13 protein-coding genes are annotated in these 14,644 nt (G+C 39.5%); 5 read left to right on the forward strand and 8 right to left on the reverse strand.

Annotated features, from left to right (window positions below; translation table 11 throughout):
* The first annotated feature begins 68 nt into the window (after window positions 1-68).
* A complete protein-coding gene (locus tag R3D71_06465) occupies window positions 69-1,316 on the forward strand; it encodes an iron-containing alcohol dehydrogenase (protein ID MEZ5691289.1) in 1,248 nt (415 codons plus the stop codon).
* Window positions 1,317-1,441: 125 nt separating this feature from the next.
* Complete coding sequence (locus R3D71_06470; protein MEZ5691290.1) at window positions 1,442-1,789, forward strand: hypothetical protein; 348 nt, start codon at window positions 1,442-1,444, stop codon at window positions 1,787-1,789.
* Window positions 1,790-1,891: 102 nt separating this feature from the next.
* Here R3D71_06470 and R3D71_06475 read toward each other — a convergent pair whose 3' ends face one another.
* Together R3D71_06475 and ccmA are read right to left on the reverse strand one after the other, a co-directional pair.
* Complete coding sequence (locus R3D71_06475) at window positions 1,892-2,527, reverse strand: heme exporter protein CcmB (protein ID MEZ5691291.1); 636 nt, start codon at window positions 2,525-2,527, stop codon at window positions 1,892-1,894.
* The gene (gene ccmA / locus R3D71_06480; protein MEZ5691292.1) at window positions 2,524-3,171 is read right to left on the reverse strand and encodes a cytochrome c biogenesis heme-transporting ATPase CcmA; all 648 of its coding nucleotides are present in this window, start codon (window positions 3,169-3,171) and stop codon (window positions 2,524-2,526) included. Before ccmA ends, R3D71_06475 begins: the two co-directional genes overlap by 4 nt.
* Before the next feature lie 167 nt (window positions 3,172-3,338).
* Here ccmA and acnA point away from each other — a divergent pair, with 167 nt between their 5' ends.
* The 3 genes from acnA to meaB are packed head-to-tail and all read left to right on the forward strand — an operon-like array spanning window position 3,339 to window position 7,275.
* A complete protein-coding gene (gene acnA, locus R3D71_06485) occupies window positions 3,339-6,005 on the forward strand; it encodes an aconitate hydratase AcnA (protein MEZ5691293.1) in 2,667 nt (888 codons plus the stop codon).
* 17 nt (window positions 6,006-6,022) lie between these two features.
* On the forward strand, window positions 6,023-6,319 hold the full coding sequence (locus R3D71_06490; protein ID MEZ5691294.1) for a hypothetical protein: 297 nt from the start codon (window positions 6,023-6,025) through the stop codon (window positions 6,317-6,319).
* The gene (meaB, locus tag R3D71_06495; GenBank protein MEZ5691295.1) at window positions 6,319-7,275 is read left to right on the forward strand and encodes a methylmalonyl Co-A mutase-associated GTPase MeaB; all 957 of its coding nucleotides are present in this window, start codon (window positions 6,319-6,321) and stop codon (window positions 7,273-7,275) included. Before R3D71_06490 ends, meaB begins: the two co-directional genes overlap by 1 nt.
* A gap of 33 nt (window positions 7,276-7,308) precedes the next feature.
* On the opposite strand, the gene R3D71_06500 is transcribed toward meaB, so the two are convergent.
* The 6 genes from R3D71_06500 to dnaN all read right to left on the reverse strand — a co-directional run bounded on the left by R3D71_06500 (window position 7,309) and on the right by dnaN (window position 14,585).
* Window positions 7,309-7,866 carry a hypothetical protein gene (locus R3D71_06500; protein ID MEZ5691296.1) on the reverse strand — a complete coding sequence of 186 codons (558 nt, stop codon included), beginning with the start codon at window positions 7,864-7,866 and terminating at the stop codon, window positions 7,309-7,311.
* A gap of 68 nt (window positions 7,867-7,934) precedes the next feature.
* A complete protein-coding gene (locus tag R3D71_06505; protein MEZ5691297.1) occupies window positions 7,935-8,750 on the reverse strand; it encodes a 2,3-diphosphoglycerate-dependent phosphoglycerate mutase in 816 nt (271 codons plus the stop codon).
* Between the two features lie 124 nt (window positions 8,751-8,874).
* Window positions 8,875-11,259 (reverse strand): DNA topoisomerase (ATP-hydrolyzing) subunit B, encoded by a 2,385-nt coding sequence (gene gyrB / locus R3D71_06510; protein MEZ5691298.1) that lies wholly within the window; start codon window positions 11,257-11,259, stop codon window positions 8,875-8,877.
* A 369-nt stretch (window positions 11,260-11,628) separates the two neighbouring features.
* Entirely contained in the window at window positions 11,629-12,060 is a 432-nt protein-coding gene (locus R3D71_06515) for a hypothetical protein (protein MEZ5691299.1), read from the reverse strand.
* A gap of 147 nt (window positions 12,061-12,207) precedes the next feature.
* Window positions 12,208-13,470, reverse strand: a complete 1,263-nt coding sequence (gene recF, locus R3D71_06520; protein MEZ5691300.1) for a DNA replication/repair protein RecF — start codon at window positions 13,468-13,470, stop codon at window positions 12,208-12,210.
* Window positions 13,467-14,585 (reverse strand): DNA polymerase III subunit beta, encoded by a 1,119-nt coding sequence (dnaN, locus tag R3D71_06525; protein MEZ5691301.1) that lies wholly within the window; start codon window positions 14,583-14,585, stop codon window positions 13,467-13,469. The genes recF and dnaN overlap by 4 nt, the downstream gene beginning before the upstream one ends.
* Window positions 14,586-14,644: the final 59 nt, after the last annotated feature.

Below are 14,644 nucleotides of genomic sequence, written 5' to 3' on the forward strand. Positions count from 1 at the left end.
ATATAAAATTGTTATATATAGCGGGAAAGTATAATAAAATAAGACGAATATCACAATAAATAATATACATGCTTAGCAACGAAACAAAAGATAGAATATCGCCCTTAATCAAGGAAATACCGCTTATTATTAGCGAATCATCGCTGCGTAATGATATTGATGATTTGCTCGCCATGACTCCTTACCTAAGCAATGGCTGTAGCTTCGCGGTAGTGGATGATATAAATACCACTGATATATTTGGAAATAGGGTATTTTCCGCTTTAAGAAAACACTCAAAAAATCGTCATATAAGCTTTGAGGCAAGCCCTACTGCCAGCATGGATAATGTAAATTATATAAGACAAAAAAGCATGTATTGTGACGCTATTATCGCTGTTGGTAGTGGTACAATAAATGATTTATGTAAATACGCCGCCTATCTTGATAAAAAACCATATGTTGTTTTCCCAACCGCCGCTAGCATGAATGGCTATTTATCGGCAAGTGCCTCTATTGAAGTTGATGGACATAAAAGCAGCCAGCAAGCGAACCTACCAAAAGCAGTATTTTGTGACTTGCAAATAATAGCGCAAGCGCCCGTAAGGCTAACGAGAAGTGGGCTTGGTGACTGTTTAGCGCGCCCTACGGCTCAATGTGACTGGTTACTTTCGCGTTTATTGCTCGCGACTAACTATATAGAAGATGTTTTTTTGATACAGCACGATATTGAGGAGGAAGTCTTTGAGAACGCTTCTGCTATAGCGAAAACTGATTTTGACATAACAAAAAAGCTGCTTGAACTGTTGCTAATATCAGGACTCGGTATGACAGCGGCAAAAGGCAGTTATCCGGCTAGTCAGGGCGAGCATATGATAGCACATTGTTATAATATGCTACAAAATAATCGTAATGAACATAACAGAAATGTGATTCCCCTGCATGGAGAGGAAATTGGAATAACCAGCCTGTATATGGCGGAATTGCAAGAAAACCTGCTAAAGAAAGAGCTTAAACTCAAAGATACTATCTTTAATATTGATGAGATTAAGAATTTTTACGGATCTGAGCTAACAATTGAGTTTTCGCTACTGTTTGAGAAAAAACAGAAATTATTGATGGAAAAACGAGAAAAAATTAAAGAAGCAAACTGGGATGATGTAAAAAGTGAAATAGAGAAGATAATGATGGGCGCACCACAAATAGAAAGCATATTAAAAAAAGCTGGATGCCACACTAAGCTAGAAAATATAGGCTGGAATAGAGAAGATTTTAACAAAGCTTTATCTACCGCTCGCTTTAGCCGTGACAGATTTACTTTTCTTGATTTGGAGTAAGAAATTTAGAAATTTGAGATAAAAATAACCTTTCGTAGAGCTTTCTATAGTAATCTCAGTTGACTTTTCTTTAATAAAACTTTACTATTGCTGTAATTTTACTAAATTTAGCTTCGGAGGAAAAAATGGCTAAAACGTTGGAGAGTGAAACACCACTTTATGATGCACTTACTGATAAGGAACGACGTGCGATAGATCATCATATTAAGGAAGATCATCGTATTAGGGAAGGTTATAATGGTATGAATTCAATAAGACCTGCTGACATCACAAGACCAGAAATCTTGAATAGCGCCAGGCAAAGTATTGCGCGCGAATTCAATAATCCCGATAGTAATAGCAGAGAAAATATCATGGGTAGATACGAACGTTATATCCAGGAATTATCCAGAAAAGATGGTCCATCTGGGTCTGTTGGAACAAGTATACCACAGACAGGGCTACGGCATAATGACGGTGGTAAACAACGCTAAAACCATTCAACATCATGTATTATGTAGGTTATGGGCGTTATATTGGCATAATTAAAGAAATTAGTGGCTGATTTTTTTGTATTTTTGTATATAGACACAATTTCAATCACTGCTTATTCTGATAAGGGCGGCGCAAACATAGCAAGAAAGTGGCAATAAAAATAATAATATACCAGATAGGAATAACAGACCGTGCTCTCCACTATTTGTTGAGGAGAAAATAAGTATTGGAATATAAAGCGGCATTATTACAAGCGCCTGAAGCAGCCCTCCTCTTTTACTACCAATAGTAAGAGCCGCGCCAATCGCGCCAAGAGCCACCATAACAAAAGAAGCGACCGTAAGCACCGATAATGACACTAAAATTTGCTGAACAGAAAGACTAGCTGATATAGCTATAAGTGGCGAGACAATTAATATAGGCAGTATATTTGAACACCAACTCCCACATATTTTCGCGAGTACCATTATTTCTAGTAATACAGGCTGTAATATTATTTGTTCAAGACTACCATCCTCATAATCTCGTTCAAACATCAGTGGTAGTGTGGTTATTATGGCAAGAAGCATACTTATAGACATTACTGAAGTGGTATAGGATGAAACCATCTGTGGCCCCATAGCGAAGATGAATAAGGCTATGGTTATTATATAAAAAGCACATGCTCCCATCGCTCCGCCACCTTTGCGGAATGACAACATGACTGACTGGCGAAATATTGAGAGGAAATATCTCATGTGAATTTACTTTCCGTCTCTATTTCTCTAAATTCGTAGTGCCTGAAATCATCTAACCATAAAGTATGGGCTGCTATTGATGAATTCATTATATGAGAAGCGACAACCACTATACCGCCCTGTTTTACCCGTGACTCAATAAGACTAGCGGTGAGTATTACCGCCTCCTCATCAAGAAAATTTGTCGGTTCATCAAGCAACCATAATTTACATGGTGATATAATCAGGCGAGCAAGGGCAATCCTACGTTGCCAACCGGCGGAAAGTTGAGATGCTGGAACATCAGAAAAACGCTCAAGACCATAGAATGCCATAGCGGCTGGAATCAATAATTCCGTATCATATAATTTTGCCCAAAATAGTAAATTCTCATAGACGGTAGCATCCGCCTTCACACCACTTTTATGACCTATAAAAAGCAATTCTCTTCTAAAATCATAATTATCTTTTATTGATACATCATCCCATAATATATCACCACTATCAGCCTCAAGAAGACCTGATAATATTTTAAGTAGGCTAGTCTTGCCAGCGCCATTAGCTCCTTTCAGCAGCAGCAAAGCACCTTCTTGCAACGAAAATCCAAGATGGCTAAAAATTATATTTTCTCCACGAACGCAGCTAATATCCCTACATGATAACATAATATTACATATATACTTATTTCATTATCCTATAATCGTATAAGTTAATAGTTACACGACCTAAATTAATACTTTATTATTTCTAACAAATTGTTTAATCATACGTTACAAAAATATAAAATAGTTTATAAATCTGTCTCTAAGAATTATACATTAAGGAGAATATTGTGAAAAACAAGAGCAAGAACTCATTTAATACCAAATCCACTATAGATGCCGGTGGTAATGAATATGAATATTACAGCCTGCCGAAGTCTTATGAGTCTCTTGGTAGTGATCTTAAGCGTCTACCATATAGTCTTAAAGTTTTGCTTGAAAATTTGCTCCGCCATGAGGATGACATAAGTGTTAGCGCTGATGATATACGCTCATTTGCTGACTGGATTAAAAATAAAAGCTCAGATCGTGAGATAGCTTATCGTCCGGCGCGAGTTTTGATGCAAGATTTCACCGGTGTTCCAGCGGTTGTTGACTTAGCGGCGATGCGTGACGCTATGAAAAAGCTTGGTGGCGATCCTGAGAAAATCAACCCCTTATCGCCGGTTGATCTAGTTATAGATCACTCAGTTATGGTTGATAAGTACGGTACAGCAGCAGCCTTTGCCGATAATGTATCTTTAGAGATGGAGCGCAACCGTGAGCGCTATGAGTTTCTACGCTGGGGACAAAGTGCGTTTAATAATTTCCGTGTGGTTCCTCCCGGAACTGGTATCTGCCATCAAGTTAACCTTGAGTATTTAGCACAGACTGTATGGACACAAGATGGCGTCGCTTATCCCGACACACTTGTAGGAACCGATAGCCACACCACGATGATAAATGGTCTTGGTGTTCTTGGTTGGGGTGTTGGTGGTATTGAAGCGGAAGCGGCAATGCTTGGTCAACCCGTTTCTATGCTTATACCTGAGGTTATCGGATTTAAGCTTACCGGAAAAGCCAAAGAAGGAGTGACCGCTACTGACATCGTTCTTACCATAACCCAAATGTTGCGCAAAAAAGGCGTGGTTGGCAAATTTGTAGAGTTTTTTGGTGAGGGGCTTAATCATATGCCGCTTGCTGATCGGGCGACCATCGCTAATATGGCTCCAGAATATGGCGCTACTTGTGGAATATTCCCGATTGACGCTGAGACTATAAATTATCTTAAGCTTACTAGCAGAGATAGTGGTAGAGTCGAGTTGGTTGAAGCATACGCTAAGGCGCAAGGAATGTGGCGTGATAAGGATTACGTGGATCCTATATTTACTGATACTCTTGAACTTGATATGGGAACTGTTGAGCCATCACTTGCTGGTCCTAAACGACCACAAGATAAAGTTCTTCTATCTAAAGCGAAAGAATCTTTTGAATCTTCTCTTCCTGAGCTTAATAAGGAAAATAAAACAGCCAACTCCGAGCGCGGCACGGATAATCTGTCGCATGGTAGCGTGGTAATAGCGGCCATTACGAGTTGTACTAATACCTCCAACCCTTACGTGATGCTGGCGGCTGGTTTGGTGGCAAGAAATGCCGCCGCTAAAGGGCTTAGACCAAAATCATGGGTAAAAACCTCTTTGGCACCTGGTTCAAAAGTTGTTACTGAATATCTGGCACGGTCGGGTCTTGATAAATCACTTAATGAAATTGGCTTTAACCTTGTTGGTTATGGCTGCACCACTTGTATCGGAAACTCTGGTCCACTTAACGAGGAAATAGAGACAGCGATAAAAGATAAAGGCTTAGTGGTAGCTTCAGTACTTTCTGGAAACCGTAACTTTGAGGGACGAGTTCATCAATTGGTGAAAGCTAATTATCTGGCATCACCTCCATTAGTGGTAGCTTACGCTCTTGCTGGTAGTATGAATATTGATATAGCCAAAGATCCGATTGGTAATGATAGTGACGGTAACCCAGTTTATCTAAAAGACATATGGCCAAGCAATAAAGAAGTAGCCGATGTGGTTATGGGCTGCGTTACTTCTGAAATGTTCGCGAAAAAATACGCTGACGTATTTAGTGGTGAAAAGGAATGGCAAGACATTCCTGTCGGGAAAGGCAAGACCTATAGCTGGGATAATAAAAGCACCTATATACAAAACCCTCCCTACTTCACCTCATTTAACACTGGTGATGGAGTGGCGCTAAAGGATATAGAAAACGCGAAGATACTAGCTTTATTCGGTGACTCAATAACTACTGACCATATATCACCCGCCGGTAACATAGCCAAAAACTCCCCAGCGGCTTCTTACCTAGCGGCAAACGGTGTTCAACCTGCTGATTATAATTCTTATGGGGCAAGGCGTGGTAACCATGAGGTGATGATGCGTGGTACTTTCGCTAATATCCGTATTAAAAACGAGATGATGGATGGTGAGGAAGGTGGATATACCTTATATAATAATGAAAAAGTCAGTATTTACGATGCGGCGATGAAATATCAACAAGATGGCTCTGAGCTGGTTGTTATAGCTGGTAAGGAATACGGAACTGGCTCCTCACGTGATTGGGCGGCAAAAGGCACCAAATTACTAGGAGTTAAGGCGGTTATAGCCGAAAGTTTTGAGCGTATTCATCGTAGTAATCTAGTAGGAATGGGCGTACTTCCCCTTGTTTTTCAAGGAGATAGTAATAGAAACAACCTAAAACTTACTGGTGATGAGACTATCAGCATTAACGGTATAGAAAATGGTCTGAAGCCACGCATGCAACTGGATATGTTAATAGAATATAAAGATAAATCCAGTATAGTGGTTCCATTGCTATGTCGGATTGACACATTGGATGAGCTGGAATATTATAAAAACGGTGGTATCTTACAATATGTTATGAAGAATCTGCTAAATACGGGATAATAACTAATAAAATATACATGACTGATACAGATGATAAAAAACCTGATCCAACTAGAACGATAGTTTTGGTTTACGGTATGCTGGAAAATGGGCATCCATTTTGGGTGTATGTCGCTGTGAAGTCAAAGCTTTACCCAGCTTTTCTTAAGGCACAGCGAGATGGTACGCTAAACTTATATAGGTTTGAGGATTACGGCGAGATTATTGTCTCTGGTGCAGGAAACTCACCACCTGATGAGGTGACTATAAAAGTAGCTGAAATGTATCAGACGGACGCTAATAAATTAAAAGAGCGTATTGAAAGTGATGATTGATGGTTAAAGTGATGGAATTTAACCGTGCTAGTCTTGCTAAATCTATAACACTTATAGAATCCACTAAAAAAGAACATCAGGAACAAGCACAAGGCTTGCTCAGTGAAATACTACCAAAAACTGGAAACTCCCTACGGATAGGAATAACAGGTGTTCCCGGTGTTGGTAAATCGACCTTTATAGAAACTTTCGGTCTACATATTATTGAGCAAGGTCATAAAGTAGCGGTACTTGCTATTGACCCTTCCAGTATCAAGACTGGTGGTTCCATACTTGGCGATAAAACCCGTATGGCGAAACTAGCCCAACATGAATCTGCCTTTATCCGCCCATCGCCAACCTCTGGTTCTCTGGGAGGAGTCGCAAGGCGTACTCGTGAGGCAATGCTGCTTTGTGAGGCGGCTGGTTATGATGTTATTATTATTGAGACTGTTGGTGTTGGACAATCAGAGACTGAAGTAGCCGATATGGTAGATATGTTTATGTTACTACTTCTACCAGGTAGTGGTGATGAATTACAAGGCATCAAAAAAGGCATAGTGGAGCTTGCTGACTTGATAGTTGTAAATAAGGCCGATGGAGACCTGCAAGGACAAGCAAAAAGAGTGCGTGCGGACTATTCAGCGGCTCTTAAAATGTTACATCCAGCAAATAATAGCTGGCAACCGAAAGCTGTTACCTGCTCCGCTCTTGAAAATAAGAATATCAGTGATATATGGCAAACCGCTTGTGATTTCAGAAAAATAATGACTGATTCAAAGGAACTAGCAAACCGACGTTCTGGGCAAGCGGTATCATGGATGTGGAAAGAAATAAAAGAAAATCTAGTTAGTGGCTTTATAAATAATACAACAGTAAAGAATAGCATTAAATCTACTGAGAATGAAGTATCAGATGGCAACAAACCAGCTACTCAAGCCGCTATGGAATTACTTAAGTTATACAAAAACAGTTAGAAATAACGTGGTAGCGTTTATAGTATAGTCGAGTTAGAAATTTATCGCTTTTCCTCTGGAGGACTCTAAATTATTAATAGCTGCTATATTAGCGGAAACTTTTGTATATTTCTTAAGTACACTGTCCAGCGATTTATCTAAGTCTTTATCTTTACTACCAGCCGGCTGACTATGTTTAATAGAAAGAACTACATTTCCCCTTTCATTAATTTTCATACGAACATTATCAGCAACATTTATTGAGTTATCAGGATAGTGTCCCTTCTCATCAAGATCTGGTTGCCTTATCTCTCGCAAGCTATTCCCAACCTCACCTGAGTTTTTTATAACCTCAGCTTTCCGCAACTCATCTAGCAAGATATGAGACTCTATAATGGATTTTTTCTGATGATCCTGTAAATCCATACCTTTATTAATATGTGAATCAAGAGGTCTATTATAAGTAATGGTAATATTAGTGGTTTTATTATTATCATCCACTTGTTGACGAACCACCACATGACCGCCGACCTTGCCACCTTCCTTACTAGAAGCAACAGAAGAGATTATACTTTCCAATTTCTCTTTTATATCTTGTTCTGTTTTTTTCATAAATCACTCCCTAGTAAAATATATTACCAATAGCAATTCACAACGTAAAAACCTATAAATAAATATTACTACCTTGCCTTAGCTGCCGCCGCGAGGTCAACCTCTTTATATTCCCAATCTTTCGCGCCTTTTTTAGAGGATATATCATATATATATGGTTTAGCGTTATCCATGTTGTACTCTATTATCTGATCTTTACTCATATTTTTTATTATCATGGTGAGCGCGCGTAGGCTGTTACCGTGCGCTGAGATCATTATATTCTCGCCATTTTGTAATCTAGGTAATATTTCCTCCTCCCAGAATGGTTTTACCCGCTTTACAACATCTGACAGTGACTCTGTTTTAGCGTCATTATCTGGTACAATAATAAATTTAGGTTCGCCTTCACCTTTTTGAGAATTTTTATTTGGATGATATGGATTTGAGTCCTGCATAGCTGGCGGCGGATTATCGTATGAACGACGTAATGTTTTAATTTTTCCAGCGGCTATTTCCTTAGCTTCTTCCTCAGACTTACCATCTTTTATGGCTTGCTGTACATAATCACTCTCTAATTGTTTTTTATTATATCCGGTAACATCGCCATAGTGACGCTCAATCATCCTATCATCTATCTTAATTTCTTTACTAGGCGTTCCCATAGCATTAAGCATTTCTCTTGCGGTACTACTCGCGCGAGAGAGATTGGTAGAATATACCACATCAGGTTGGAATCCAGAATCTCTTAGCTGCTTACCAGCTTCCTTAGCTTGTTCAATTCCTTTTTCAGTAAGAGAAACATCTACCCAGCCGGTAAATTGGTTTTTTTGATTCCACTCACTTTCTCCATGTCTTACTAAAACTAGGCGACCGGTCTTTGCGGTACTATCAGCATGTCCCATTTTATTTCCTTTTTTTCTGTTTGTAATTTTTATAGAGATTAATTTAGCTTAACTAAAAAAGCAATAGTTAACTAAAGTCATTTAGGTAATTATTACCGTTGGTAGCTATATATCTACTAAATAACTAAATATCCAGATTTTCAACACTTAGGGCATTGGTGATAATAAAATCACGGCGTGGCTCCACCACATCACCCATTAATGTGGAGAATAGAGCTTCCGTCTCAGCGTCATCCTCAATTTTCACCTGTAACAAGCGACGGGTTTCTGGGTTTAATGTAGTCTCCCATAGCTGATCCGGATTCATCTCACCAAGACCTTTGAAACGCTGGATGGTAGAGCCCTTACGTGCCCAATCCATCAATGTGTTATATAGTTCTGACGGAGTGTTAATCTCCGCGCTACTTTGCTTACGGGTGATGGTTAACGAGCTCATAAAATACTCCGCGAAATATCCGGAATGGCTCGCTATTTCGTTAGCGTCTTTACTACGCAGATTTTTATCCTCAAATAGATAAATTTCTTCTACCGCTCTTACCATACGCCGGATTTTGAACACATCATTTTCAAATGAGCATTCCCAGCCAGCCTGCTCGCCTTCCAGCCTTGCCAGCGACTCTGCCCATGCTTTTGCTTTTTCCACACTTCCCGCATTACCGTCAAATATACCGGCTAGCGCCGCGGCTTCCAGCAGATTAATCGGGATACGTTTCGCTAGTGAGCTAAGAGCGCTATTTACTTTATATGCTTTAGTAAGAATATCCGCAAGCTCGTCACCATCAATAATTCTGCCACTGCTTAATACGATAGAAGATCCATCAAGAGCGGAAGTTTGTAAATGCTGTTCCAAAGCCTTATCATCCTTTAAGTAAACATCGCTATTGCCTCTACGCATTTTATAAAGCGGCGGCTGCGCTATGTACAAATAGCCTTTTTCAATAAGCTCGCGCATCTGCCGGAAAAAGAAAGTAAGCAGCAGAGTGCGGATATGAGAACCGTCAACGTCCGCGTCAGTCATAATAATTATCTTATGATAACGAGCTTTTTCTATATTGAATTCCTCACGTCCGATGCTTGTACCAATAGCGGTAATCAGCGTTCCGACTTCCTGACTAGATAACATCCGGTCAAAACGCGCGCGCTCTACATTTAGTATCTTACCTTTAAGCGGCAATATCGCCTGATAATTACGGCTGCGTCCCTGCTTAGCTGAACCACCCGCCGAGTCACCCTCTACTATGAATAATTCTGATTTCGCTGGGTCTCGCTCTTGACAATCCGCTAGTTTTCCTGGAAGCGAGGAAATATCTAGCGCACCCTTACGACGAGTAAGCTCACGAGCTTTACGGGCCGCCTCACGGGCGGATGCCGCTTCTATAATTTTCCCAACTAATGTTTTAGCGTCTTGCGGATGCTCTTCCATCCACTGCGAAAGTTTATCGTACACATAGCTCTCAACCACCGGACGTACTTCTGAGCTAACCAGCTTATCCTTAGTTTGCGAGGAGAATTTAGGGTCAGGAACCTTAACCGAGACAATAGCGGTAAGCCCTTCTCTCGCGTCATCACCGGTTATACCGACCTTAGCTTTTTTAGACATACCGCTTTCATCAAAATATTTATTGATTGAGCGAGTAAGAGCGGCGCGGAATCCGATGATATGAGTTCCACCATCACGCTGACGGATATTATTGGTGAAAGCTAGGACATTTTCATGGTAGCTGTCATTCCACTGCATGGCGACCTCAACCCCCATGCCATCACGCTCACCTTTTATGACGATAGTATCATGCAGAGCGTGTTTGCTTTTATCCAGATATTTAGCGTAGGCTTCTGTTCCACCTTCATAATAAAACTCTATCTCTGTTGCTGGATCTGTACGCTCATCCTTAAGCAAAATACGCACACCTGAATTAAGGAAAGCCAGCTCACGCAGACGATGCTCAACAGTAGCGAAGTTAAAATCTATCATAGAAAAAGTTTCTTTAGATGGCAGAAAGGTAACGCTTGTACCTTTTTTGCCCTCAGTGTCACCAACTATTTTAAGATGTTGCGTGGTTTCACCGTGCGAGAATTTTGCTTCATACTGCTTGTTATTGCGCCATATTGTTAAATTTAGATATACTGAAAGAGCATTTACCACCGACACACCAACACCATGCAAACCACCAGATACCTTATATGAATTCTGGTCAAACTTACCACCGGCGTGGAGTTGGGTCATAATAACCTCAGCGGCTGATACTCCTTCTCCCTCATGTATATCAACTGGAATACCACGTCCGTTGTCAGACACCGTGCATGAACCATCGTTATTAAGGCTTACCGTAACTAAATCACAATGTCCGGCGAGCGCTTCGTCAATAGCGTTATCCACCACCTCATAGATCATGTGGTGCAAGCCGGAACCGTCATCAGTATCCCCGATATACATACCCGGACGCTTGCGAACCGCCTCCAGCCCCTTTAATACCTTAATTGAATCCGCACCGTAATTATTTTGCTGCATGTCATGCTCTACTTCTTCTATTTTTAACGCTTCAGCCATTTTTTATTCTCTGAAAATTATAATATTTTTTATTTTTAATAATTATATTGAAAATAATTTTAACACTCGCTACATAGTGCAAAACCACCACTTTCGGCGATAGTTTTGATAGTAGTTTCTAACCACATAATTATAAACTACTATAATTGTATAATTCACAGCAAGAAGTTGTAGCATAACCCTACAATATTGGAACTGTTTTTTTGCGTATTTTCGCATGTTAAGACAAATAATTTACTGAATAATTGGCTTTAACATTAAGATTTTTGCACTAATTGTCTGTCTGGCAATAAACACCTAACTATATCTATTATTATCTACAGTTATAATTCATTGATTCTGCAATTTTTGTTGGATTTCTAAGCTTTTTTGTCTCATTTCTAACATCTTTTGCTTCATAAACTCTTGTGGAGTGATTTTACCATTCATTCTATAATCTTCTATTGAGTCAAGATACTTATCTTGAATAAGATTATATGGATTATCCATATCGCAAGCAAAAGAATCCTCTACAAATCTGATAGCTATAGCGAAAGCTTCATTCATCCCAACAAGTTTTTCTTTATATTCCAGACTATTATTTTCAGACCATCTTACAAAAGCATCAGGAAATTTTTCCTTATCCACCATATTCATGCCACAAACAATTTCTCTGTTACAGGTGCATAAATTTTTGTTTTTTGATGGACTATGCACTTCTATCATATACGCGACAAAAATTTTGCTTTTACAGCTTTTAATGTTTCTTTGGTCAGTGCTCATACAAGCTTTTTTTTAGATCCTCACCAGTTTTAATAGATATGGCTCTTTCTCTAGCGATCGCTAAATTAACCGAAAATATTATTAGAAATAAAAAAACAAGCGATATTCTTACTATGGACATATTCACACCTTTCAAGAACAGTAATATTATATAATAACACTACCGTTATCCACCTTAAAAAACTGGGCTTTTCCATGTAAACTCATAAATAATGACTGATCAGTCCCTGTCATCCATGTTTGCGCGCCAATATCATATATTTCCTCAAATAATTCCTGTCTTTTCGCCGAGTCTAAATGACTTGCTATCTCATCAAGAAGTATTATTGGAACAACCCTATGCCATATCGCTCCCGAGCGGGCTTGCGCTAGTATTATGGAAAGCATCATCGCTTTTTGCTCACCAGTTGAGCAAGCGGAAGCTGGCATATTCTTCTTAACATGAGTTACCAAAAGCTCGCTGCGGTGTGTACCAACATTAGTCCTACCTGATTCACCATCTTTTCTTCTGCTAATGGCTAAAGTCTCAGCAAACATATTTTCCGCTTCCAGAGCTGTTTTACCATCTTTTAACAACTCCTCAACATATCCGATTATATCTATATAGGCTTTAGGAAAACTAAGGGTAGATGAACCTATGGCGTAATTTATATGCTCACATGTAGAGATTCTAGCTTGCGCTATGGCCACCCCGCTTGCCGCCATTTTTTTCTCCAGAGATGAAAGCCAATTATTATCAGCACCGGAAAATTGTAATAGTTTATTACGCTCACGCATGGCGTACTCATATTCATTTACACAAGTGGCATGCGCTGGATCAAAATTAAATACTAGACGGTCAAGAAATTTACGCCCCGATGACGCGCCTTCCAGAAAAAGCTGTTCCATTTGTGGAGTAAGCCAGATTATAGAAATATGCGATAAAAGTTCGCTATGCTTGCTGGTAAGCTGTCCATCAATCTTTACTATGCGTTTATCAGCATTTTCAGAATTATCAAAAGACCTACCAGTTCCTATCTTTACCTCACCTTGTTTACCATAAATATTCGCGGAAACTGTCCAACCAGTATTATAATCTCTTCCAACAACAGGAAGTATTGCTTCTTCTGGAAGAGTTATATTCAAGCTATCAATATCAGATAATTTCGCTTTTCTTAGTCCCCGACCGGCGATAAGTAAAGATATAGCTTCCAGTATATTGGTTTTTCCGGCTCCGTTCACACCAGTTAAAACTACTGGTTCTTCTGAAACCTCTATACGAGTGTTACGATAATTGCGAAAATTAGAAAGTGACAGAGAGGAAAGCGATATTTTTTTAGGGTTACAAGTTGACTTTGCAGTGTAAAAAACAACTTCACTACTATCATCTCTATTAACAGCAAGAATAGAATTTTCTAGCGTAACACTCATACCCTCATCGGCATTATAACATATAGAGAAGTTACATCCGCTGTATCGCGCACTAATGCCGGAGAGCCACTGTCATTTAATAGGAACTGTACGGTATCACCTTCTATTTCGCCCATCATTTCCAGCATATAACGAGAATTAAAACCTATCTCTAGCGGACCCGATGAGTAAGTTACCTCTATTTCCTCTGAGGCCTCACATTGATCACCACCACCGGCCGATAAAGTCAAATTACCATTTTCCAATTTTAATTTAATCGCCCGTGATTTTTCCGATGATATAACCGAAACCCTGTCTACCGCCTCTCTAAAAATTTTACAATTAACTTCCATAAGCTTATCATTGGCTGATGGAATTACTCTTTCATAGTCAGGGAAATTACCATCAATTAATTTGGATACTAAAACAGCGTCTCCATAAACAAAACGGATTTTTGACTCAGATAATGAAATAGCTACATCACCCTCACCGGTCTCTAGTATTTTCTTAAGTTCATATATAGCTTTTCTTGGCACAATAATACTAGGTATGCCGTCAGCTCCAGCGGGAAGAGCTATCTCAACTCTTGCTAAACGGTGACCATCGGTCGCTACCGAACGTAGAGTTTTATCATCACCATCACCCGCCACATGGAAATATATACCATTTAGATAATAACGAGTTTCTTCTGTAGATATGGCAAAGCTAGGTTTTTCAATAAGCGCGAGACACTCTGTTGATTTAAGGGTGAAATTATGCTTGAGATCACCTTCAGCCATAACCGGAAAATCATCAACAGGAAGGCAAGCAAGAGAAAAACGTGACTGCCCAGCATTAATAGAAATCTTTCCACCATCAGCACTGCTACTCATTTCTATCTGGGTACCTTCAGGAAGTTTGCGGACTATGTCATATAAAGTATGCGCCGGCACGGTAGTAGAGCCTTCCGCGTTAATTTGAGCCGCCACTTTCTCTACAACGGCTATATCCATATCGGTCGCCGTAAGCGAAATATCACTACCTTTAGCGTCAATCTTCACGTTAGACAATACAGCTATAGTTCCACGCTTTTCAACAACTGACTGAACGTGGCTTAGGCTTTTCAACAAATCAGCTCTTTCAATTACAAATTTCATAAATCCTGTGTCGTTCTTTTATATTATTTTTTACTTATTATCGTATTATACGTTCGGTA

It is taken from the genome of Rickettsiales bacterium (genome assembly GCA_041396965.1).
Lineage (GTDB): Bacteria > Pseudomonadota > Alphaproteobacteria > Rickettsiales > SXRF01 > SXRF01.

What these genes read in the sequence shown, in the direction of transcription:
- gyrB (MEZ5691298.1), bottom strand. Translation starts at nt 11,259, where the DNA reads ATGCAGCAAAATAATTACGGTGCGGATTCAATTAAGGTATTAAAGGGG.
- R3D71_06470 (MEZ5691290.1), top strand. Translation starts at nt 1,442, where the DNA reads ATGGCTAAAACGTTGGAGAGTGAAACACCACTTTATGATGCACTTACT.
- R3D71_06465 (MEZ5691289.1), top strand. Translation starts at nt 69, where the DNA reads ATGCTTAGCAACGAAACAAAAGATAGAATATCGCCCTTAATCAAGGAA.
- R3D71_06475 (MEZ5691291.1), bottom strand. Translation starts at nt 2,527, where the DNA reads ATGAGATATTTCCTCTCAATATTTCGCCAGTCAGTCATGTTGTCATTC.
- R3D71_06500 (MEZ5691296.1), bottom strand. Translation starts at nt 7,866, where the DNA reads ATGAAAAAAACAGAACAAGATATAAAAGAGAAATTGGAAAGTATAATC.
- R3D71_06505 (MEZ5691297.1), bottom strand. Translation starts at nt 8,750, where the DNA reads ATGGGACATGCTGATAGTACCGCAAAGACCGGTCGCCTAGTTTTAGTA.
- meaB (MEZ5691295.1), top strand. Translation starts at nt 6,319, where the DNA reads ATGGTTAAAGTGATGGAATTTAACCGTGCTAGTCTTGCTAAATCTATA.
- recF (MEZ5691300.1), bottom strand. Translation starts at nt 13,470, where the DNA reads ATGAGTGTTACGCTAGAAAATTCTATTCTTGCTGTTAATAGAGATGAT.
- R3D71_06515 (MEZ5691299.1), bottom strand. Translation starts at nt 12,060, where the DNA reads ATGAGCACTGACCAAAGAAACATTAAAAGCTGTAAAAGCAAAATTTTT.
- ccmA (MEZ5691292.1), bottom strand. Translation starts at nt 3,171, where the DNA reads ATGTTATCATGTAGGGATATTAGCTGCGTTCGTGGAGAAAATATAATT.
- dnaN (MEZ5691301.1), bottom strand. Translation starts at nt 14,585, where the DNA reads ATGAAATTTGTAATTGAAAGAGCTGATTTGTTGAAAAGCCTAAGCCAC.
- R3D71_06490 (MEZ5691294.1), top strand. Translation starts at nt 6,023, where the DNA reads ATGACTGATACAGATGATAAAAAACCTGATCCAACTAGAACGATAGTT.